Genomic DNA, 18,445 nt, shown 5'->3' with positions numbered 1-18,445 from the left:
ATATGGCGGGGGAGTTAAGGGAGCACGTCCAGTCGTGCGCGACTGGTGTCAAGGAGCGCGCAGACGGCGGTCGTTGCGAGAAGTGCGCCGGTCGCGCTCCGCAGCGGGACGACCACCCTCATGCGGCCAGCCGCGTCCGCGCCTCCATCAGGGCGAAGCCGAGCAGGTTCAGCCCCCGCCACTCGTCGGGTCGTTCCGCGCGGATGTCGTCCGCCGCCAGCCCGATCCCCCAGATCCGGTCCACCGGGCTCGCCTCCACCAGCACCCGCTGCCCCGTCCCCACCAGGTACGCGCGTAGCGCCTCGTCCTGCCCGAACTTCGCCACGTTCCCTTCGACGACCAGCTCGAACCGCCCCGCCGTCCACGTCGCCTCGTCGAACCCCTTGACCAGCCGCCCCAGCTTCTTCGCCTCGGCCGGCGTCCGAGCCTCCAGCACCCGCTGCTCGATGGCCTCGTCCCCGAACATCCGGGCCTTCCCCGCCATCATCCAGTGCTCGGCGGACGCGTAGGCCACCCCGTCGACGGTGAACTCCCCGGGCCACCACTGGCTCAGGCACTCCTGCCTCGTCCCGCCGCCCTTCCGCTCGGTGTGCCCCCAGAACATCAGCCACTTCGGCCGCACCCCGGCGGCCACCAGCGCCGCCAACTCCTCCCGGGAACGGACATCTTCCGGGGCCCCCACACGCATCTCGCTCATATCGTCATTCTGACGCAAAGGGGGCTTTCGGGCCAGCGGGTTTTCGGTGGCCGGCGGGGTCAGCCGGCGGGCAGGGCGTTCGCCATGTCCCGGAAGCGGGTCGACACCCGCATCATGCCGTCCGGGCCGACGTTGAGGTTCTCGATCCAGCCGTCCCGGTACCAGAAGAGCGACGGCGTCAACGGGGCCGGGTCGCCGGCCGCGAGCTCCTTCGACAGGTCGATCAGGAAGCGGATGGCGTTCAGCGACAGGCCGGTACGGATCGGGACCGCGCAGAGCGCGTTGTTCGTCGGCAGGGCGACCAGGGCGCCGTGGGGCAGCTCGATGCCCCCGCCCAGGGCGTGCTCCAGGCGCAGGGCGTGGGCGGCGCCGGGCCAGGCCCCCGTCCCGTTGACGGTGTGGATGGTGTCGCCGTTGGACGCGTCGAAGACCTGCCGGTTGAGTTGCTCGGTGGCCAGGTTCGCGAAGGCCCGCTCCCACAGCTCGGCCCGGCTGATGCTCCACTGGTCGGCGGCGTGTTCGGCTATCGACAGGGCCTCGGTCTTGCCGGCCCGCTTGCCGGCGTCCACGCAGAGGACGACCGACAGCTCGTCGTCGATCTGCCGCGCCATCGGATCGGGCCCCAGGCCGCGGCTCCTGGTGATCAGGAGCCGCAGCCGGTCCCGGACCTCGAAGACCGAGATCCTGGCCAGCGCCTGGCATGGGCCGTGCTCGTCGCACAGCGGCCTCGGAAGGTTCTTGCGGCTGCCGAACAGTGGCATGGGTGGCTCCCCGGGTGCTTGTGGTGGTCGAGCTGTGCCACAGCATTCCACCGGTCGGCCCTGCCGTCCCGGGATCACCCGATTCCCGGACGCATGCTGATGATGCGTCAGCAGGTGGAGTGCTCCAGCGCCGGGCTGGTCAGGGCGACGCGTGCCTCAAGCCGGTCGGCGAGTTGCCCGGTGCGACTGTCGTAGACGAGGGCGTCGAGGGCGGTGGTGGCGGGCCTCACGGGGTGAGCCAGCTGTCGAGCCGCACGGTGATCAGTTTCTCGTTCGTACCCACGACTTTGGCGGCGAGGGGCGCTCCGCCGGGCGCGTGGAGCGTGACGGTTGCACCGACGGCGGGGTACCACGGCTGCTGGTCGGCCTGCTCGCGACGGGCGCGGACACCGGCGCGCAGGACGTCGACGATCTGGACGACGACGGAGGTCGGAGCGGCGCCGAGGTCGATGAGGACGATGCCGGTGACGGAGGCGCACTGCCAGTCGATCCCGGGGGAGGGGAGTTGGGTGCCGGCGTAGGAGAGGGTCGCTTTGAGGTCGTCGAGGGCGTCGGCGGCCTCGCGGCGGTCCTCGGCGGTGATTCTTCTGAGCATGGAAGCCATGGCGCTGCTCCTGGTGAGTTTTACGTTTGGGTCTCCAGATTGCCGGTGCGGAGCTACGCTGTGAAGCCGACTGGTTACAGCTTGTTGCGTGTAAGGATTGGGAGAGCCCGATGCCCAGGCCGGAAGTCCTCCTCGGAGGAATGACCCCACGTGAGTACTACGCCTCAGAGCTGCGCCGACTGCGTGAGGCGGTCGTCCCGCGCATGTCGCAGGAGAAGCTCGGGGCGCTGGTGTTCGTGTCAGGCGGGTACATCGGACAGTTGGAGACGGCGGTGAGGGTGCCGCAGCTCGACCTGTCCAAGCGGATCGACGAGGCGCTCTCTACAGGTGGCGTGTTGGAGCGGCTGCACTCCCTGCTGGGCTTCACGAGGTTCTCCGACTACTTCGAGCATGCCTCCGACCACGAGGCTCGGGCGCTGACAATCAGCGAGTACGCCGGGCAGATCGTCCCAGGTGTGCTGCAGACCCCGGAGTACGCGCGAGCACTGTTCTTGGATGCCGGAACCATTTGGACTGAGGAACAGATTGTTGCGAATGTTGCCTCGCGAATGGAGCGAGGACAGCGCATCACGGCACCAGATGGGCCTGAGTTGTGGTTCATCCTCGACGAGGCAGTGCTCCGCAGGGTGATCGGTAGCCGCCAGATTATGGCCCACCAGTTGCGACATCTGGCAGAAATGGCCAGGCTGCGGCGCATGGTTCTTCAGGTCGTCACATTTGAGGCTGGGGCTCATGCGCTCTCGGGTCTGCTCTGTCTGATGACGTTCGATGACGCTCCGCCCCTCGCGTACAGCGAGTCGGCCTATGCTGGCCAACTGCTGGATGACCCGCAGATGCTGGCCAAGTGCCATCGCGCATACGATCTGACTCGGGCCACCGCGCTGTCCGCGCGGGCATCTCTGGCCTTCATCCAGTCGATCGCAGAGGGATACGAGAGTGGCAAGCACGGGTCAGCAGCCAACTCGATGGCGTAAGAGCAGCTACAGCAACTCCGACAACGGCTCGTGCGTGGAGGTCGACGACGCCCACTCTGGCCGTGTGCGCGACTCCAAGGACCCTGAGGGCCCGGCCCTCGCCTTCACCCCCGCCGCCTGGCAGTCCTTCGTGACCGCCGTCCGCGCGGGCGAGTTCGGCACCAGCATCTGATCTCGCGGCCTTGGGCCCCGCGCCCAAGGCCGCCGTTCCCGCCGGAGGCGTCCCGCATGGCCAGGCGTGACTACGAGGACGACCCCGCCGCGCCGAAGCCCAACAGCCTGGTGCCGTCCGCCGCGGTGGTCGTGGTCGACGGCGCCTCACCGGTTGGAGCAGCGGCCGCACACCCGTCGTCCGCTAGTGCCGCATAGGGCACCGTTCGCCCGCTCTGGGGGGATGAATGACGCGCCGGGCAGAGCGGTTGCCGCGTAGCCTGCCTGGCTGTGGACATGGGACGTGCTGATCAACAACTCCGCCTGATCGCTGAGGCCGTGGAGGTTGCCGGAGCCCTTGGGGCCGAGATGTGGCTTCGGGGCGGATGGGCCATGGACTTCTTCCTCGGAGAGGTCACCCGGGACCACGAGGACATCGACTGGTTCGCCTGGGCGAAGGATGCCGGGAAGCTGTCTGAAGGCCTGCTGCTGCACGGCCATCAGCCGGTCTCAGGGCCACCGCCCGATCTGCAGCTCGATGTCGTCAAGGGCGGGCTGGGGAGCAGCTTCACGCTCCTGGACCGGGATACGGCCGGTCGTGTGGTGGTCGCCGGGGGCCCTTGGGCCGGTACGCCTTGGCCCGAGGGGATGCTCGATGCTGGGCCGGGTCGTATCGGTGGCCTGAGGTGCGCGGTCGTGAGTCCGCAGGCCCAGATCGAGATCAAACGGATGATGCCGATCTGGGACCCCTCCCGGCCCCGGCGGACCAAGGACGCCGAGGACATCGCCCGATTGGAGACAGCCCTCCGCGCGCGGGCCGGCGGTCCGGGTGAGGTCCGTGGATCGGCAGTCGCTCTGCCTCGACCAGCCCACCGGCCGGCCTCGCCGGACGCGTTGTAGCGGCGGCTACTTGAGGCCCGCTGCGACGCGGATGAGTTCGTCGTCCGAGAGCGGTGTTGGCCCGCCGGTGGTGACGCTGAAGGTGTAGGTCCCGTCGGACCAGGTCAGTGCACGGGGACCGGTCGGCGTAGGCGGTCAGTGCGCACATGACTGGCTGGCCGCGCATGAAGCCGGCTCCCCTCATCAGGCCCCTTGGATATCGATCACCTAGGCTGGCGCGGTGACTGATGAGCAGGAGCGGGTGCAGCCGTCGGGAGTGTGGGCCACGGCGGTGGGGGTGGCCAGGGTGCGGGCGCTGGAGACCGAGCGGGAGAACGCGCTGTTCCGCGACCCACTGGCACAGGCCTTCGCCACCGCCGGCGGCCTGTGGCCCTCCTCGTCGCCGCTGCCCGATGACGAGACCGCGCGACGCCGCCGGCTGGCCGTGTCGTTCTCCATCGTCATCAGGACGAAGTTCCTCGACGACCTGTTGCAGCAGGCCTCCGCGTCCGGGGTCCGGCAGGTCGTGCTGCTCGGCGCCGGCATGGACAGCCGGGCCTTCCGGCTGGACTGGCCCGAGGGCACCCGGCTGTTCGAGGTCGACACCGCCGCGCCACTGGACTTCAAGGCTTCGGTGCTGCGCCAGGAACGGGCCGTCGCACGCTGCGAGCGGATCACCGTCGCGGTGGATCTGCGTGAGGACTGGCCGGGCGCGCTGGCCGCCGCAGGGCACGACCCGACCGTGCCGACCGCATGGATCGCCGAAGGACTACTGATCTATCTGCCCGAGGATGCGGTGGAGCTACTGCTGGCCCGGATCGGCACGCAGTCGGCGGCAGGCAGTCGGATGGGGCTGACATTGGGCTCGCGCGGCGTGATCGAGCGCTTCGGCGCGGACGCCGCGCCGGGATCGGCGGCGTCCATGTGGGTCTCGGAGATGCCCGACGACCCGGTGGGGTGGCTGGCCGGGCACGGCTGGGAGGCCGACAGCCACACCCTGCGCGAGCGCGCTGCCGCCTACGGCCGCCCGATCAGTACCCCGCCGCAGCGCGAGGAGCGGCCCGGCGGACTGATCTCGGCGGTCCGCCGGTAGAGCGCCCCCGGTTCCCTGGATGATCGATTCCAAGGGGCCTGATGAGTGGAGCCAGGTCCATGCGCGGCCGGCCAGTCATGCGCGCACTGACCGCCTACGACCACTGAAGTCCGCCCGAAAGTCGCTTGGTTGGACGGTGGTTTGGTCGACATTCCTTAGCCGTGAACGAAGTGCTGCCGCACTTGAACGAGCTGCTGTTTTCCTCGGTCGAGGGCGTGTTGGTGGAATCGGTCGAGGTGATCGACACGGTCGTCCGGGTCGAGGCCCGTACGACCGCAGGGTGGGCGGCCTGTCCGGGGTGCGGGTGCTGGTCGGGGCGAATGCGCGGCTCCTACCTGCGATTTCCTCGTGATCTGCCGACGGCGGGCAAGTTCGTCGTGGTGTCATTGCGGGTGCGGAGGTTCGTCTGCGAGGAGGAATCCTGCGAGCGCATGACCTTCGCCGAGCAAGTACCCGGTCTCACCCGCAGGTTCGGGCGACGGACCGAGCGGCTGCGGTCGACGCCCATCTCCACGGAAGGGGCATCGCTGCCTGACCCGCCGCGCGAGAAGTCGGCCGGTCCGACTTCTCGCGCGGCGCCCCGGGGTTTCGGAGCCCGCCCCATCGAGCAGATCCGGGAGAGGACATGACATGTCCTAGCCCCCGAGGCCGATGTGAGGAGCACTCATGAGCCCCACCCGTCGTGACGTCCTGCGCTGGGGAGCCGGTGCCGGTGGCGCTCTCCTGGCCGCCGCCGCGTTCAGCCCCTCTGCCGCCGCCGCTACCGTCAGCCCGTCCTCCTGGATGAGCGCCCTGGACGACGCCACACCGCTGACCGCCCTGACGATCCCCGGTACCCACGACTCCTGCTGCACCGACCCGCTGCACGGCACCGAGTGGTCCCACACCCAGAACTGGGGCGTGCCCGAGCAACTCCAGCGCGGCATCCGCTTCCTGGACATCCGCTGCAACGGACTCGCCGGGACCGCCGACGAACTCGGTATCTACCACAGCGACAACTACCAGTACGTCCGCCTCCAGGACGTCCTCGACCAGTGCCGCGCCTTCCTCGCCGCCAACCCGGGCGAGGGCCTGGTCATGCGGGTCAGGAACGAGTACGCGGGCGGGAACCGGCTCGACGACACCGAGTTCCAGCGCCGGATCAACCACTACCTCGACGATCTCGGCTACCGGGGCCTGTTCTGGACGAACCCCTCGTGGCCCACGCTCGGCCAGGCCCGTGGCCGGATCGTCCTCGCCGCCGACTTCGGCAACCCCTGGTCCGTCATCCAGTGGTCCAGCGCCACCAACACCTGGTTCGCCACCCAGGACACCTTCCAGGGCATCAGTCTCGCCGCCAAGTCCCAGGCCGTCGTCGACTGGTTCGACCGCGCCTTCCTCGACCAGGGCTCCCCACGGATGTTCGTGAACTTCACCAGCTATGCCAACGGCGGCTGGCCCAAGGTCAACGCGGCCGCCATCATGCCGCCCGTCCACGACTACCTGAACGCCCGCCGCCAGCAGCCCGCCCACTTCGGCATCGTCCCGATGGACTTCCCCGACTTCCACACCGACGTCCTGCAACTGCTCATCGACAAGAACTTCATCGGCCGCTGACCGGGCCGCCGACTCCCGCCGGTGGGTAGCCTGCCATCATGTCTGATTCCTCGCCCTTCGCCGGCCCCACTCGCTTCGACGGCGACCGCGACCGCGTCGCACTCGTCGTTCCCGGGGTCGGGTACTCGCCCGCGAGGCCGCTGCTCCACTTCGCCCGTGCCGTGCTCCTCCAACACGGATGGACGGTGCAGGAGTTGTGGTGGCAGGTTCCGGGCGACTTCCGCGGGCTCACCGTGGACGACCGGATCGCATGGGTCGAGCGGCAGGTCGGCCAGGCCGTCGCCGCCGAGGAGGGGGCCTGTCGTCTCCTTGTCGGCAAGTCCTTGGGTTCGCTCGCCTGTGGCATCGCAGCCGATCAGAGGATGGCGGCGGCCTGGCTTACCCCTGTCCTGACCCTCGACCAAGTGGTTCGTTCGTTGCGCCGATCCGAAGCGCCGACGCTCCTGGTCGGTGGGAGCGCCGACAAGCTGTGGGATCGACAGGCCGCCGGGTCGGTGGGGCACGAGGTCCTGGAGGTGCCCTCGGCGGATCACTCCCTTGAGCTGGCGGATGATGCGGTGGGGTCGACCGGGGTGCTGCGGCAGGTCGTCTCGCGACTGGACCGCTTCGTCGGTTCGCTCGAAATCTGACGCGGCTCCGCGGACGTTCGTGGAGGGGTGTTGAGCACCCGGTCGTCGAGCAGGTACTCGCGCTGGCCCTCGTCCAGCCGCAGCACCCGGGGCGATCGCCTTCAGGACGTGGCCGGAGACGGCCGACCGTCGACCGCCGACCGGCCTCGTGCCACCCCGGTCGACCCGGGTGGCACGAGGCCGTTGCGACAACCGTGACCCTGCGCCGGCCTCAGCCGATGGACCGGGGGAGACGGGTGGTCAGATACAGGATGGTGAAGGACCCGAGGAGTTGCAGACCCAGGCACAGGGCGAGGGCGCGGTCCATGCCGAGGCTGGGGGAGAGGGACAGGTAGAGGGTGCCGAGGGTGGCGACGCCGAGCGCGAGGCTGGACTGCTGGCCGGTGGCCAGGACGCCGCTGCCGACGCCGGCCCGGGCGGCGGGCACCTTGGAGAGCACGACCCGGAACAGCGGGGTGCCGATCAGGCCCTGCCCGATACCGGCGAGGGCGACGCCGGGGGCCATCCGCAGCGGGGAGAAGTGCGCCCAGTCGGCGAGCACGGTGACGGCGAGGGTGGCCAGGCCGGCGGCCTGGACGACGGCGCCGGCGCTCAGCACCCGGCTGCCGTAGCGGCCGATCAGGCGGGGCCCGGAGAGCGAGGCGGTGAAGTAGCCGACGGCCATCGGGACGAGCGCCCAGCCGGCCGCGACCGGTCCGAGGTGGAGCCCCTGCTGGAGGGCGACGGCGATGACGAACATGAAGCCGCCGAAGCCGCTGAAGTAGGGCAGGGCGATGCCGAGGCCGCGCCGCATCTCGGGGATGCGCAGCAGGGACGGCGGCACCAGCGGGGTGGCGCCGCGCTGCTCCGCCCGGCGTTCGACCAGGGCGAAGGCGACGGCGAAGACCGGGAACAGCCCGAGCAGCACCCAGGACCAGAGCGGCCAGCCGGCGGCGCGGCCCTCCATCAGCGGGACGAGCAGGGCGAGCAGCGCCGCGGTGAGCAGGACGGTGCCGGGCACGTCGACCCGGGCGGCCTGGGAGGCCCGGCTCTCCGGGACGTAGCGGACGGCGAGGACCAGGGCGAGCAGTGCGAACGGCACGTTCAGCAGGAAGACGGAGCGCCAGCCGGTGCCGAACAGGTCGGCGGCGACGAGCATGCCCCCGAGCACCTGCCCGATCACGACGGAGATGCCGCCGACGGCGCCGTAGATGCTGAGGGCGCGGCCGCGCCGGGCGCCGTCGGTGGCGGCGGTGATGGTGCCGAGGACCTGCGGGATCAGCAGCGCGGCCGAGGCGCCCTGGGCGGCGCGGGCGGCGACCAGGGTCCAGGCGCCGGGGGCGAGGCCGCAGGCGAGCGAGGTGAGGGCGAAGAGGGCGGCGCCGACGACGAAGAGCCGGCGGCGGCCGAAGATGTCGCCGAGGCGCCCGCCGAGGACGAGCAGGACGGCGAAGGCGATGCCGTAGCCGGCGGCGACGAGTTCGAGAACGGCGGGCCCGGCGGCCAGGTCGTGGTCGATGGTGGGCAGGGCGACGTTGACGATGAAGAAGTCGAGCATCGGCAGGAAAGCCCCGAGCAGGACGGTGACCAGCCCGGCGGTGCTGAGGGAGGGGGTGCTGAGGGAGGAGGTGCGCGCGGCGGTGGCCGCGGCGTCGGGGGTGACGGCGGCGCGAACCGGGTTGGGGGCGACGGCGAGTTGTTGGGTCACGGGTCATACGATCCGCTGCTCCGTACCCTGGTACCAGAGTGTGGTTATCCAGGTATAAGAAGTACCTGGCAACGGGATGCCGCCTGACGCATCCTAGGAACCATGAGCCTCACCACCCCGGCCGCGCAAGCCCGCACCACCCCCGACGACGCCCGCCGGCACGACCTGGCGGCCTTCCTGCGCAGCCGCCGCGAACGGATCGCTCCCGACCAGGTGGGCCTGCCGTTGACCGGCCGCCGCCGCACGCCGGGGCTGCGCCGCGAGGAGGTCGCGCAGCTCGCCGCCGTCGGGGTGACCTGGTACACGTGGTTGGAGCAGGGGCGGGACATCCAGGTGTCCACCCAGGTGCTGGACGCGGTCTCCCGCGCCCTGCTGCTGGACCCGAGCGAGCGCTCGCACCTGTTCACCCTGGCCGGCGCGGAGGATCCGGCGCCGGTGAAGGAGTGCCCCTCGGTCACCCCGAGCGTGCGACTGGTGCTGGATCAGATGGCGCCGTACCCGGCCGCGGCGGTCAACTCCCGCTACGACGTGCTCGCGTACAACGCCCAGTACACCGCGATCGTCGGCGATCTCAACGAACTGCCGCCGGAGGACCGCAACTTGATGTGGCTGGCGTTCACCCCCTCACGCTTCCGCGAGGTGCTGATCGACTACCGGACCGAACGCCTCGGCATGGTGGCCCGGTTCCGCGCCTCGATGGCCGACCACGGCGCGGAGCCCGCCTGGAAGGCGCTGCTGGCCCGGCTGCTCAAGGCCTCACCGGACTTCGCGGAGGTCTGGCAGCGGCACGACGTGATGCGCCCGGGCAACGGGATCAAGCGCTTCCAGGTGCCGGGCGTGGGGCTGCTGCACTGCGAGTACACCAACTTCTGGCTCGGGCCCCGGCTCGGGACGCGGATGATCACGTACACCCCGCTCGACGAGCGGACCCGCGAGCTGATGAACTGCCTGCCCAGCAGCCGGTAACGGCTGCTCCTAGCGGCGGACGGGGGCGGTGCGGCCGAGCAGCAGGCACACCGCCGCGAGCGGCAGCTCGACGCAGAGCGCCATCACCAGCGCGGCGAGCACCGCGTGGCCCGGGCCGGCGCAGGCGATGTCGGCCAGTGCGTCCCCGGCGAGCAGCAGGGCCACCGCCCCGCCGGCCCAGGAGGCGGCGGCGCTGCGCCGGCGCAGCAGCGCGTCGAGCGAGAGCAGCGCGGCGAACTCCAGCAGGTCGAGCACGACCCACGGGGTCTCGTGGCCGACGGCGAGGACCACGAGCCAGGGCAGCAGCGCGACGGCGGCCACCGCCGGCACCCGCTCGAAGCGGGCGGGCAGGGCGGGCAGTGCGGGCAGGAGGAGGGCGGCCGGGCGCCCGGCGACAACGGCGGTGCTCATGCCGCCCCGCCGGCTCCGGCCACGACCCGCTCCCGGCGCCGCACCCGCTCCAGCGGCTGCCGCTCGGTGGCGTCCCCGCCGGGGTGCCGGACCAGCACCCCGGTGTACGGCCCTTCCGCCCAGGCGAGCCAGAACCGCCCGGCGACCGTGACCGCCTCGGCGGCGACTGCCGACTGCGAAGACCGGAACGACAGCGCGGAACGCAACGACAGTGCGGCCCGGAACGGCCGGGCCAGCCGCCCGACGGTGAACGCCACCGTGGGCGCGCTGCCGTCGGCGGCCAGCCGGCCCCAGGCGAGCACGTGGTACGCCCGCCCGCCGGCCGGACTGCGCCGAGCGCCGCGCAGCAGCTGCGGGGTGAGCCGGGCGGCGACCAGGACATCGGCCAACTCGCCGTCCTGGTACACCTCCAGCGCGTCCCGGCCGCGACGGGCGACCAGGCTGCGGACCGACCAGGGGCCGGCCCCGACCGTCAGCGTCCCCTCCGGCCCCGCCGCCTGGCGGAGCACGTCCCCGGGAACACCCCCGTGGCTCCCGGGGACGGGCCGCCGGTGCGGCGGGATGGCGGAGTGCGATGCGGTGCTCGTCATGCCGTCAAGCTTTCCGCCGATCACGGGCCGCTGTCGGTGGTGCTCCACTCCGAATCAGGGGTGTACCTAGATACACCCCCACTGTGAGCCCCCCTTCATGGTGGCCGTTGATCATCGCGCCCTACGCTGTCGGTCATGCCCTCCACCACGTTGCGCCGAGCGCTCGTCAGGAGCCTTCGGCGCCCCCCGTGGTCGCCCGAGGCCTGGCGGGACACCCGTTTCATAGCCGCCGGCATCCCGATGGCCCTGCCGGTCTGGCTGGCCGTCATCGAGTCCAAGCTGCTCTTCCCGGGGATCGTCCTGGTCCTGTGCTGCACCCGCCCGCTCACCGCCGCGCAGCGCGGCCGGCTGCGCGCCCTGCACGGGGTGGAGGTGCGGCCGCCGAGGCCCGGCGAGCCCTGGGCCTGGCTGCCGGGCCGGCTGTTGCTGGGCCTGACCTGGCGCCAGACCGTCTACCACCTGCTGGCCGGCCCGCTGCTGGCGGCGGGCGCGCTGGTGGTGCTGTACGCCTGGGGCGCCGGCCTGGTGATGGCCAGTGTGTACGGCTGGGTCTGGCTGATGCCCTTCGGCAGCCCGCTGCGCTCGGAGCTGGCCGGGCTGAACGTCGCGATCACGGTCGCCGGGGTGCTGCTGCTGGCCCTGATGCCCTGGCTGGCGGCGCTGACGGCCTGGCTGGAGGTGCGGACGGCGACGCTGCTGCTCGGCCCCAACCGGGCGGAGGCGCTGGAGCGGCGGGTCGAGGAGATCGCCGAGAGCCGGGCCGGACTGGTCGACGCGGTGGACGCCGAGCGCCGCCGGATCGAGCGCGACCTGCACGACGGCGCCCAGCAGCGCCTCACCTCCCTGGCGATGAACCTCGGCCTGGCCCGGCGCACCCTCAAGGACGTCCCGCCCGAGGTCATGCAGGTGATCGTGGAGGCGCACGAGGAGGCGCAGGCGGCCATCGACGAGCTGCGCGACCTGGTCCGCGGCCTGCACCCGGCCGTCCTGGAGGACCGCGGCCTGGACGCGGCGCTGTCCGGGATCGCCGCCCGCGCCCCGCTGCCGGTGCGCCTGGACGTCGACCTGACCGAGACGGTCGCCCCGACCGTCGAGGCGGTCGCCTACTTCACCGTCTCCGAGGCCCTGACCAACGTGGCCAAGCACGCCCGCGCGAAGCGGGTCGACCTCTCGGTGCGGACGGCCGGCGGCCGGCTGCGCCTGGTCATCAGCGACGACGGCGTGGGCGGCGCGGACCCCTCGCGCGGCACCGGGCTCACCGGTCTGCGCAAGCGCGCCGCCTCGGTCGACGGCACGCTGTCCGTTCTCAGCCCCCTCGGGGGGCCCACCACCATCACCGTGGAGTTGCCGTGCGTGCTGTGATCGCCGAGGACTCGGTCCTGCTGAGGGTCGGCCTGGTCAAGGTCCTGGAGGCGGTGGGCTTCGAGGTCGCGGCCGCCGTCGGGGACGCCACCGAACTGCTGGCCGCCGTCGAGGAGCACCGCCCGAACGTGGTGGTCGCCGACGTCCGGATGCCTCCGGGCTTCCACGACGAGGGCGTGAAGGCCGCGATGGTGATCCGGCAGCAGTGGCCGGAGGTCGCCGTCCTGCTGCTCTCCCAGTTCGTGGAGGAGCGCTACGCCGCCGACCTGCTGGCGACCAACACCAGCGGTGTCGGCTACCTGCTCAAGCAGCGGGTGGCCAACGTGGACGACTTCGTGGACGCGCTGCAGCGGGTCGCCGAGGGCGGCACCGCGCTGGACCCGGAGGTGGTGGCCCAGCTGCTGGTGCGCCGCCACCGGGACCCGCTGGAGAAGCTGACCCCGCGCGAGCGGGACGTGCTCGGCCTGATGGCGGAGGGCCGCTCCAACGCCGCGATCGCGGCCGCGCTGGTGGTCAGCGACAGCGCGGTGGCCAAGCACATCAACTCGATCCTCACCAAGCTCGACCTTCCGCCGGCCGAGGACAGTCACCGCCGGGTGCTGGCGGTGCTGCGGTTCCTGGAGGTCGGGTAGCGATGGGCGAGCCCACAGCGGTGTGGCAGCGGAAGGCCTGGCGGGTCACCGGGACGCTCTCGATCGTGCTCGTCATGATCGGCGGCGGGCTGCAGACCTGGGCGATGGTGGTGCAGCAGCGGACGACCTCGGTCAAGCCGTACGACGTCTCGATCCACAAGGTCAAGCTGGACACCGGCAGCGCCTCGGTACGGGTCAGGGCGGGCCGGGAGGGCCATGTGGTGGTCCGGCAGAACCTGGACTGGATGGTGCGCAAGCCGGTGGTGTCGACCACCGTCGACGGCGACGTGCTGACCGTCGGCATGCGGTGCCGGCAGATCCTGCCGTTCGCCGACTTCGGCTGCGGCGCCCAGATCGAGCTGGAGGTGCCGGCCGCGACCGAGGTCTCGGGAGCCGTGAGCTCCGGGTTCGTCGAGGTGGACGGCCTGAGCGGCGACGTCCGGATGGACCTCACCTCGGGCGAGTTGCGGCTGATCGGCACCTCCGGGGAGGTCGACGCGCACGCCACCTCCGGGATGGTGCAGGGCATCGACCTGAGCGCGGAGCGGGTGAACGCCGAGGTCGGCTCGGGCTCGGTGGAGCTGGACTTCGCGAAGGCCCCGCACTCGGTGGACACCAGGACCACGTCCGGCTCGGTGCGGATGAGCCTGCCGAAGGACACCCACTACGCCTTCACCGGCGAGTCGGGCAGCGGCAGCCGCTCGATCGACGCCAACCTGGCGGACGCCTCCAGCCCGAACCGCATCCACGCCTCGGTCGGCTCCGGCTCGATCCGGATCGGCCCGGTGTAGGAACCGGCCCGGCACAGGAACCGATCAGGTACAGGAACCGGCGCTCACCCGGGTGGGGGACAATGGAGAGTCCCGATCCCCCTGCCCCGAGGTCAGCCGCGCATGACAGTCACGCCCGCACCCACCGCGCCCGACGCCGAGTTCGCGCCGCTGGACATCGGCCCGATCCAGGTGTGGCCGCCCGTCGTGCTGGCGCCGATGGCCGGCATCACCAACGCGCCGTTCCGCACGCTCTGCCGCGAGCAGAGCGGCGGCAAGGGTTTGTACGTCTCGGAGATGATCACCACCCGGGCGCTGGTCGAGCGCAACGCCAAGACCATGCAGCTGATCAAGTTCGACCCGAGCGAGAAGCCGCGCTCGATCCAGCTGTACGGCGTGGACCCGGTGACCGTCGGCAAGGCCGCCCGGATGATCGCGGACGAGGGCCTGGCCGACCACATCGACCTCAACTTCGGCTGCCCCGTCCCCAAGGTGACCCGCAAGGGCGGCGGCTCGGCGCTGCCGTACAAGCGCAACCTGCTGCGCGAGATCCTGCGCGAGGCCGTGGCCAACGCGGGCGACCTGCCGGTCACCATGAAGATGCGCAAGGGCATCGACGACGACCACCTCACCTTCCTGGACGCCGGCCGGATCGGCGCCGAGGAGGGCGTGGCCGCGATCGCCCTGCACGGGCGCACCGCCGCCCAGCACTACGGCGGGACGGCCGACTGGTCGGCGATCGCCCGGCTGCGCGAGTCCGTGCCGGCGCACGTCCCGGTGCTGGGCAACGGGGACATCTGGTCGGCGGACGACGCGGTGCGGATGATGCGGGAGACCGGCTGCGACGGGGTCGTGGTGGGTCGCGGCTGCCTGGGCCGGCCGTGGCTGTTCAAGGACCTGGTCTCGATCTTCGAGGGCGAGGTCGACTACGCCCGCCCGGACTTCGGCTACGTGGCGCGGGCGATGGTGCGGCACGCGCAGCTGCTCGGCGAGTGGCTGGGCGACGAGGCGCGCGGCGTGATCGACTTCCGCAAGCACGTCGCCTGGTACACCAAGGGCTTCTCGGTCGGCTCGGAGCTGCGGGTGAAGCTCGCCAACTCCTCCTCGCTGGTCGAACTGGCCGAAACCCTCGCCCTGGTGGAGCAGTCCCAGGCCTGGCCGGCCGGCGCGGACGGCCCGCGCGGGCGCACCGCCGGCAACAACCGGGTGGTGCTGCCGGAGGGCTGGTTGGACGATCCGTACGACTGCGCCCGGCCGGGCGCCGACGCCGAATCGGACACCTCTGGCGGATGACCTGTCCATAGTGGCGAAATGGTCCCGCTCGGACCCACTGCCATTCGGTCCCAGCCCTCTTGTCCAATCTGGACAGGAGGGCTCCTTTCTGGCGGTCCGATGTCACGGAACGGGCACATTCCTGGACGGAGTGCGACGATTGACGGAGGAGGACTACGTTCGACCGGTGGGATGCGCTGGTGACGCTTGCCACATGCGGTGGCGACTGACGGTGGGTCAGTGGACGAAGTGGACAGGTCGGCTGTGAAACGCTTCCCGAAGCCGGCCGGCCGGGGATCGGCCGATCCGAGTGCAGGAAATCAAGCCGGGGCAACGCGGGCGACCCGAGACCGCTACCGTCCGTCCGAATCATGCGATCTTCAGGTTCCATTGCTTCAAGACTTGAACGCGGGCTAGCGTCATCCGGACGATTTCACCAACAGAGGTGAACGCCTTTATGTGCATTCGATCTAGCGGGTTACCCCCGAGTACCGGCCTCGTACGGCCCATTCGGGGCAGAGAAGAACCTTCGAAATGGGTATGTTCTCCGGCGTCAGGGCAACCGCGTACGAGGAGACCGACCCGTGCCGTCCCAGCAGAAGTTTGTTTACTCCTTCACTGAAGGAAACAAGGACCTCAAGGACCTTCTCGGCGGCAAGGGCGCGAACCTGGCCGAGATGACCAACCTTGGCCTCCCCGTCCCTCCGGGGTTCACCATCACCACCGAGGCCTGCAAGGTCTTCCTGGAGACCGGCAGCGAGCCGGCCTCGCTCCACCAGGAGATCGGCGCCCACCTCGACGCGCTCGAGCAGGAGATGGGCAAGAAGCTCGGCCAGGCCGACAACCCGCTGCTGGTGTCCGTGCGCTCGGGCGCGAAGTTCTCCATGCCCGGCATGATGGACACCGTCCTCAACATCGGGCTCTCCGACGCCTCGGTGGTCGGCCTCGTCGCCCAGTCCGGGAACGAGCGCTTCGCCTGGGACTCCTACCGCCGCCTGGTCCAGATGTTCGGCAAGACCGTGCTGGGCGTCGACGGCGAGCTGTTCGAGGAGGCCCTGGACGAGGCCAAGCACGCCAAGGGCACCGTCAACGACCTGGACCTGGACGCTTCCGACCTCCGGGAACTCGTCGAGGTGTTCAAGGGCATCGTCGAGCGCGAGACCGGCCGGGCCTTCCCGCAGGACCCGCGCGAGCAGATGGACCTCGCCATCCACGCCGTCTTCCACTCCTGGAACGGCGACCGCGCCCGCCTGTACCGCCGGCAGGAGCGCATCCCGAACGACCTCGGCACCGCGGTCAACGTCTGCAGCATGGTCTTCGGCAACCTCGGCGAGGACTCCGGCACCGGCGTCGCCTTCACCCGTGACCCCTCCACCGGCGCGCAGGGCGTGTACGGCGACTACCTGTCCAACGCCCAGGGTGAGGACGTCGTCGCGGGCATCCGCAACACCCTGCCGCTGGCCGAGCTGGAGAAGCTCGACAAGAAGTCGTACGACGAGCTGATGGCGATCATGCACACGCTCGAGAACCACTACCGCGACCTCTGCGACATCGAGTTCACCATCGAGCGCGGCAAGCTCTGGATGCTGCAGACCCGCGTCGGCAAGCGCACCGCCGCCGCGGCCTTCCGGATCGCCGTCCAGCTGGTCGACCAGGGCCTGATCGACCTGGACGAGGCCCTCATGCGGGTCACCGGCGGCCAGCTCTCGCAGCTGATGTTCCCGCGCTTCGCGCCGAACACCGAGTCCAAGCAGATCGCCTGGGGTCTCGCCGCCTCGCCCGGCGCGGCCATCGGCAAGATCGTTTTCGACTCCTACACCGCCGTCAAGTGGTCCCGCTCGGGCGAGAAGGTCATCCTGGTCCGCCGCGAGACCAACCCGGACGACCTGGACGGCATGATCGCCGCCGAGGGCATCCTCACCTCGCGCGGCGGCAAGACCTCGCACGCCGCCGTCGTCGCTCGCGGCATGGGCAAGACCTGCGTCTGCGGCGCCGAGGAGCTGGAGGTCGACACCAAGCGCCGCCGGATGACCACCGCCGACGGCCTGGTGCTGGAGGAGGGGGACGTCGTCTCCATCGACGGCGCCACCGGCAAGGTCTACCTCGGTGAGGTACCCGTCCTGCCGTCCCCCGTCGTCGAGTACTTCGAAGGCACCCTGCACGCCGGCGCCGACGTCCAGGGCGGGCTCGTCCAGGCCGTCCACCGGCTGATGTCGCACGCCGACGGCCGCCGCCGGCTCGCCGTGCGCGCCAACGCCGACAACGCCGAGGACGGCGGGCGTGCCCGCCGCTACGGCGCCCAGGGCATCGGCCTGTGCCGCACCGAGCACATGTTCCTCGGCGAGGAGCGGCGCAAGGAGGTCGAGCACCTGATCCTGGCGGACAACGACAAGGACCGCGAACTCGCCCTCTCCACCCTGCTGCCGCTGCAGAAGGGCGACTTCCTGGAGCTCTTCCAGGCCATGGACGGCCTGCCCGTCACCGTCCGCCTGCTCGACCCGCCGCTGCACGAGTTCCTGCCGGACATCACCGAGCTGTCGGTGCGCGTCGCCCTCGCCGAGGCCCGCAAGGACCCGAACGAGAACGACCTGCGCCTGCTCCAGGCGGTGCACAAGCTGCACGAGCAGAACCCGATGCTCGGCCTGCGCGGCGTCCGCCTCGGCCTGGTCATCCCCGGCCTGTTCGGCATGCAGGTCCGCGCCATCGCCGAGGCCGCCGCCGAGCGCAGGCTGGCCGGCGGCGACCCGCGCCCCGAGGTGATGATCCCGCTGGTCGGCACCGTCCAGGAGCTGGAGCTGGTCCGCGACGAGTGCGAGCGCGTGCTCGCCGAGGTCGCCCAGTCCACCGGCGTGCAGCTGGACATCAAGCTCGGCACCATGATCGAGCTGCCGCGCGCCGCGGTCACCGCCGGCCAGATCGCCGAGGCCGCCGAGTTCTTCTCCTTCGGCACCAACGACCTCACCCAGACCGTCTGGGGCTTCTCCCGGGACGACGTGGAGGCCTCGTTCTTCACCGCCTACCTGGAGAAGGGCATCTTCGGGGTCTCCCCGTTCGAGACCATCGACCGCGACGGTGTCGGCGCGCTCGTCAAGCACGCCGTCGAGGCCGGCCGGGCCACCCGCCCCGACCTCAAGCTCGGCGTCTGCGGCGAGCACGGCGGCGACCCGGACTCGGTCCACTTCTTCCACGAGGTGGGGCTGGACTACGTCTCCTGCTCCCCTTTCCGGATCCCGGTGGCGCGCCTGGAGGCAGGCCGCGCCGCCATCGAGACGGCGGGCAGCGACTCGCGCTGAGAGAGGGTAGGCATCCCCTCCTCGGCCGCGGGCCGGACTGACCGCTTCCCTCCCGTCGGGAGGGCGTACACCGGAGCTC

At 71.0% G+C, this 18,445-nt stretch carries 21 protein-coding genes; 14 read left to right on the top strand and 7 right to left on the bottom strand.

What is annotated here, in order from left to right; all coding sequences use genetic code 11:
- Nucleotides 1-118: 118 nt before the first annotated feature.
- From ACIOJE_RS08720 to ACIOJE_RS08705, 4 genes are all read right to left on the bottom strand, one after another.
- The gene (locus ACIOJE_RS08720) at nt 119-697 is read right to left on the bottom strand and encodes an NADAR family protein (protein ID WP_400774448.1); all 579 of its coding nucleotides are present in this window, start codon (nt 695-697) and stop codon (nt 119-121) included.
- A 59-nt stretch (nt 698-756) separates the two neighbouring features.
- Entirely contained in the window at nt 757-1,458 is a 702-nt protein-coding gene (locus tag ACIOJE_RS08715) for a hypothetical protein (protein WP_400774446.1), read from the bottom strand.
- Nucleotides 1,459-1,565: 107 nt separating this feature from the next.
- Nucleotides 1,566-1,688: a hypothetical protein gene (locus ACIOJE_RS08710; RefSeq protein WP_280676964.1), complete on the bottom strand. Its 123-nt coding sequence runs from the start codon at nt 1,686-1,688 to the stop codon at nt 1,566-1,568.
- A complete protein-coding gene (locus ACIOJE_RS08705; RefSeq protein WP_400774444.1) occupies nt 1,685-2,062 on the bottom strand; it encodes a hypothetical protein in 378 nt (125 codons plus the stop codon). The genes ACIOJE_RS08710 and ACIOJE_RS08705 overlap by 4 nt, the downstream gene beginning before the upstream one ends.
- 203 nt (nt 2,063-2,265) lie before the next feature.
- On the opposite strand from ACIOJE_RS08705, the gene ACIOJE_RS08700 reads away from it, so the two are divergent.
- The 8 genes from ACIOJE_RS08700 to ACIOJE_RS08665 all read left to right on the top strand — a co-directional run bounded on the left by ACIOJE_RS08700 (nt 2,266) and on the right by ACIOJE_RS08665 (nt 7,383).
- Nucleotides 2,266-3,036 (top strand): helix-turn-helix transcriptional regulator, encoded by a 771-nt coding sequence (locus ACIOJE_RS08700; RefSeq protein WP_400774441.1) that lies wholly within the window; start codon nt 2,266-2,268, stop codon nt 3,034-3,036.
- On the top strand, nt 2,999-3,208 hold the full coding sequence (locus ACIOJE_RS08695; RefSeq protein ID WP_400774438.1) for a DUF397 domain-containing protein: 210 nt from the start codon (nt 2,999-3,001) through the stop codon (nt 3,206-3,208). The genes ACIOJE_RS08700 and ACIOJE_RS08695 overlap by 38 nt, the downstream gene beginning before the upstream one ends.
- 56 nt (nt 3,209-3,264) lie before the next feature.
- A complete protein-coding gene (locus tag ACIOJE_RS08690; protein WP_400774436.1) occupies nt 3,265-3,405 on the top strand; it encodes a hypothetical protein in 141 nt (46 codons plus the stop codon).
- 78 nt (nt 3,406-3,483) lie between these two features.
- Nucleotides 3,484-4,086: a nucleotidyltransferase domain-containing protein gene (locus ACIOJE_RS08685; protein ID WP_400774641.1), complete on the top strand. Its 603-nt coding sequence runs from the start codon at nt 3,484-3,486 to the stop codon at nt 4,084-4,086.
- A 256-nt stretch (nt 4,087-4,342) separates the two neighbouring features.
- Entirely contained in the window at nt 4,343-5,158 is an 816-nt protein-coding gene (locus ACIOJE_RS08680; RefSeq protein WP_400774639.1) for a class I SAM-dependent methyltransferase, read from the top strand.
- 161 nt (nt 5,159-5,319) lie between these two features.
- A complete protein-coding gene (locus tag ACIOJE_RS08675; protein ID WP_400774433.1) occupies nt 5,320-5,787 on the top strand; it encodes a transposase family protein in 468 nt (155 codons plus the stop codon).
- 37 nt (nt 5,788-5,824) lie between these two features.
- On the top strand, nt 5,825-6,754 hold the full coding sequence (locus tag ACIOJE_RS08670) for a phosphatidylinositol-specific phospholipase C (RefSeq protein ID WP_400774431.1): 930 nt from the start codon (nt 5,825-5,827) through the stop codon (nt 6,752-6,754).
- Nucleotides 6,755-6,792: 38 nt separating this feature from the next.
- Nucleotides 6,793-7,383 carry an alpha/beta hydrolase gene (locus tag ACIOJE_RS08665; RefSeq protein WP_400774428.1) on the top strand — a complete coding sequence of 197 codons (591 nt, stop codon included), beginning with the start codon at nt 6,793-6,795 and terminating at the stop codon, nt 7,381-7,383.
- 211 nt (nt 7,384-7,594) lie between these two features.
- On the opposite strand, the gene ACIOJE_RS08660 is transcribed toward ACIOJE_RS08665, so the two are convergent.
- A complete protein-coding gene (locus tag ACIOJE_RS08660) occupies nt 7,595-9,070 on the bottom strand; it encodes an MFS transporter (protein WP_400774425.1) in 1,476 nt (491 codons plus the stop codon).
- Between the two features lie 102 nt (nt 9,071-9,172).
- Here ACIOJE_RS08660 and ACIOJE_RS08655 point away from each other — a divergent pair, with 102 nt between their 5' ends.
- Nucleotides 9,173-10,036 carry a helix-turn-helix transcriptional regulator gene (locus ACIOJE_RS08655; RefSeq protein WP_400774423.1) on the top strand — a complete coding sequence of 288 codons (864 nt, stop codon included), beginning with the start codon at nt 9,173-9,175 and terminating at the stop codon, nt 10,034-10,036.
- A 9-nt stretch (nt 10,037-10,045) separates the two neighbouring features.
- Here ACIOJE_RS08655 and ACIOJE_RS08650 read toward each other — a convergent pair whose 3' ends face one another.
- Entirely contained in the window at nt 10,046-10,447 is a 402-nt protein-coding gene (locus ACIOJE_RS08650) for a hypothetical protein (protein WP_400774421.1), read from the bottom strand.
- On the bottom strand, nt 10,444-11,037 hold the full coding sequence (locus ACIOJE_RS08645; protein WP_400774418.1) for a hypothetical protein: 594 nt from the start codon (nt 11,035-11,037) through the stop codon (nt 10,444-10,446). The genes ACIOJE_RS08650 and ACIOJE_RS08645 overlap by 4 nt, the downstream gene beginning before the upstream one ends.
- Nucleotides 11,038-11,172: 135 nt before the next feature.
- On the opposite strand from ACIOJE_RS08645, the gene ACIOJE_RS08640 reads away from it, so the two are divergent.
- The 5 genes from ACIOJE_RS08640 (at nt 11,173) to ppdK (ending at nt 18,366) form a co-directional block, all read left to right on the top strand.
- On the top strand, nt 11,173-12,399 hold the full coding sequence (locus ACIOJE_RS08640) for a sensor histidine kinase (protein WP_280676941.1): 1,227 nt from the start codon (nt 11,173-11,175) through the stop codon (nt 12,397-12,399).
- On the top strand, nt 12,387-13,031 hold the full coding sequence (locus tag ACIOJE_RS08635) for a response regulator transcription factor (RefSeq protein ID WP_280676939.1): 645 nt from the start codon (nt 12,387-12,389) through the stop codon (nt 13,029-13,031). The genes ACIOJE_RS08640 and ACIOJE_RS08635 overlap by 13 nt, the downstream gene beginning before the upstream one ends.
- 2 nt (nt 13,032-13,033) lie before the next feature.
- Nucleotides 13,034-13,822: a DUF4097 family beta strand repeat-containing protein gene (locus ACIOJE_RS08630; RefSeq protein WP_400774415.1), complete on the top strand. Its 789-nt coding sequence runs from the start codon at nt 13,034-13,036 to the stop codon at nt 13,820-13,822.
- A gap of 102 nt (nt 13,823-13,924) precedes the next feature.
- Nucleotides 13,925-15,094: a tRNA dihydrouridine synthase DusB gene (dusB, locus tag ACIOJE_RS08625; protein WP_280676935.1), complete on the top strand. Its 1,170-nt coding sequence runs from the start codon at nt 13,925-13,927 to the stop codon at nt 15,092-15,094.
- 563 nt (nt 15,095-15,657) lie between these two features.
- Nucleotides 15,658-18,366 carry a pyruvate, phosphate dikinase gene (ppdK, locus tag ACIOJE_RS08620; RefSeq protein ID WP_400774412.1) on the top strand — a complete coding sequence of 903 codons (2,709 nt, stop codon included), beginning with the start codon at nt 15,658-15,660 and terminating at the stop codon, nt 18,364-18,366.
- The last annotated feature ends 79 nt before the right edge of the window (nt 18,367-18,445 follow it).

It is taken from the genome of Kitasatospora sp. NPDC087861 (genome assembly GCF_044742585.1).
Taxonomy (GTDB): domain Bacteria; phylum Actinomycetota; class Actinomycetes; order Streptomycetales; family Streptomycetaceae; genus Kitasatospora.
Note: the sequence above shows the minus strand (reverse complement) of the source record. Positions and strands in the feature narration are given on the sequence as shown.